General features: G+C 70.3%; 3 protein-coding genes. 2 read left to right on the top strand and 1 reads right to left on the bottom strand.

Features of this window, described 5'->3' with window-relative positions; all coding sequences use genetic code 11:
• Window positions 1–863, top strand: an 863-nt coding sequence (tilS, locus tag VFX99_RS10975; RefSeq protein ID WP_329666331.1) for a tRNA lysidine(34) synthetase TilS, incomplete at its 5' end; no start/stop codon positions are given.
• A gap of 17 nt (window positions 864–880) precedes the next feature.
• Here the strand turns inward: tilS and VFX99_RS10980 are convergent.
• Entirely contained in the window at window positions 881–1432 is a 552-nt protein-coding gene (locus VFX99_RS10980) for a DUF937 domain-containing protein (RefSeq protein WP_329666332.1), read from the bottom strand.
• Between the two features lie 117 nt (window positions 1433–1549).
• Here VFX99_RS10980 and hpt point away from each other — a divergent pair, with 117 nt between their 5' ends.
• Window positions 1550–2101, top strand: coding sequence for a hypoxanthine phosphoribosyltransferase (gene hpt / locus VFX99_RS10985; RefSeq protein WP_329666333.1), 552 nt, complete (start codon window positions 1550–1552; stop codon window positions 2099–2101).
• Window positions 2102–2389: the final 288 nt, after the last annotated feature.

A 2389-nucleotide genomic window follows, 5' to 3' on the forward strand; every position in this document is an offset into this window, starting at 1 on the left:
CCGCCGCCACCGCCTTCGAGGCGGAGAAGCTCGGCATCCGCGTATGCAGCGTCACCGTCGACCACGGCCTGCAGGCCGGCTCGGCGCGGGTGGCCGAGGCTGCCGCGAAGCAGGCGGAGGCGCTCGGCATCGAGACCCGGATCGTGCGCGTGCAGGTCGGCGAAGAGAACGGGCCGGAAGCCGCCGCGCGCGCCGCCCGCTACCAGGCGCTGGCGGATGCCGCCTCCGACCTCGGCGCGGCCGCCGTGCTCGTCGGGCACACGCTCGACGACCAGGCGGAGACCGTGCTGCTGGGCCTCGCCCGCGGCTCGGGGGCGACCAGCCTTCAGGGCATGGCCCCCGTCACCGAGCTCGCTCCGGGTGTGTCGCTGCTGCGCCCGCTGCTGGACGTGCGCCGCGCGACGACCCTGGCCGCCTGCGCGGCGGCGGGTCTCGAGCCCTGGCGCGACCCGCACAACGTCGACCCCCGCTTCGCGCGCGTGCGGGTCCGCGAGAACGTCCTGCCCGTGCTCGAGGCCGAGCTCGGCCCCGGAATCGCCGCGGCACTCGCGCGGACCGCGGCGCAGCTGCGGGAGGACGCCGAGGCGTTCGACGAGATGATCGACGAGACCATCGAAGACATCGTCGAGCACGCCGAGGCCGGAATCTCGGTGTCGGCGGCGGCGCTCGCCGCCAACCCGGCGGCGCTGCGGCACCGCATCCTCCGCCACGTCGTCGCCTCGGAGTTCGGCGCCAGTCTGACGCGCACCCAGACGCTCGAGGTCGCCCGCCTCGTCACCGAGTGGTCGGGTCAGGGGCCGATCGACCTGCCCGGATGCCGCGCACGACGGGTCGGCGGACGCATCGAGTTCACGGCATCCTGAACCTGCGGCCGCAACAGCTACTTCTTGCCGCCCAGGAGCCCGCCGATCAGGCCGCCGATGTCGATCCCGCCGGGCGATCCGCTGCCCGATCCCGAGCCGCCGCCGAGCAGGCCGCCGATCAGATCGCCCAGCCCGCCGCCGCCCTGCGCCTGCGCGTCCTGGGTCGGAGCCTTGCTCTTGGTCTGATTCGCGATCAGTCCCATGATGATCGGCGCCAGGATCGGAAGGAGCTTGCCGAAGTCGATCCCCGCCGTCCGCGGCTCCTCCGTCAGCTTCTGGGCGACCGCCTGCTGCTGCCCGCCGAAGATGTGCCCGAGGATCTTCTCGCCATCCGTGGTGTCGACCGCCTTCAGGTCGACCGTGCCGCGCGGGACCGCGCCGGCGTGCTTGCCGAGGGCCTTCTCGAGAGCCGCCGCGCCCTCCGGCGTCTGCGCGTTGCGCTGCAGACCGCTCAGGATCGTCTCGCCGCCCTCTTCGACGGCCCGTCGCGCCTCGTCGGGTTCGACGCCCAGCTGCGAGGCGATCTGATCGATCGGCAGTGCCTTGAGGACGTCGTCCAGTCCAGCCATGTCGCGGACCCCCTTGTCGGGCGGGCCGAATGCCCACGCCCGCCAGCCTATTGTCCGCGCCGGCGGTGGGCCACAGTCGGCCTCCGCCCCGCACCTCACGCGCCTATGCTCATTCCCATGCGCGCGGCCGACATTTCAAGTGACATCACCCGGGTGCTCGTGACAGAGGAGCAGATCCTCCAGAAGCTCGACGAGATCGCGGAACAGGTCGCCGCGGACTACGAGGGCAAGGATCTCCTCCTGGTCGGCGTCCTCAAGGGCGCGATCATGGTGATGGCCGACTTCTCCCGCGCACTTTCCACCGTCGTCCCGATCGACTGGATGGCGGTCTCCTCCTACGGTGCGGGCACTCGGTCGAGCGGCGTCGTGCAGATCCGCAAGGACCTCGACGAGGACCTCCACGGTCGGCACGTGCTGATCGTCGAGGACATCATCGACTCTGGCCTGACCTTGAGCTGGCTGCTGGAGAACTTCGCGTCGCGCGGCGCGGCATCGGTCGATGTGTTCACACTGCTGCGCAAACCGGATGCCGCGAAGGTGCACGTCGAGTGCCGGTACGTCGGCTTCGACATCCCGAACGAGTTCGTCGTGGGGTACGGCCTCGATTATGCGGAGAGGTACCGCAATCTGCGGGACGTCGCGATCCTCGCTCCGCACGTCTACGCCTGACGCGTCCGGCGGGTCTCGTCACGGGCGCTGCGCTCGCTACCGGAAACCGGTTTCGCGGCCGACTTACGCCGTCGGCGAATGCACAGACTGGTCATAGACAGCCCGCGATACCCTGATTCCACCGTTTGCCGAGCATTCCGCCCTCGTGCCGACGGCTCGTCGACGAAAGGGAACGGGCGCCGCCCGCACCATGGATTTCAAGAAGATCACCCGCAACCCGCTCTTCTACGTGCTGTTGATCGGGATCTTCCTGATCGTCGGGTTCTCGCTCATCTCCAGCCTCGCCGG

The sequence above is a fragment of the Microbacterium sp. genome (assembly GCF_036277215.1).
GTDB lineage: Bacteria > Actinomycetota > Actinomycetes > Actinomycetales > Microbacteriaceae > Microbacterium.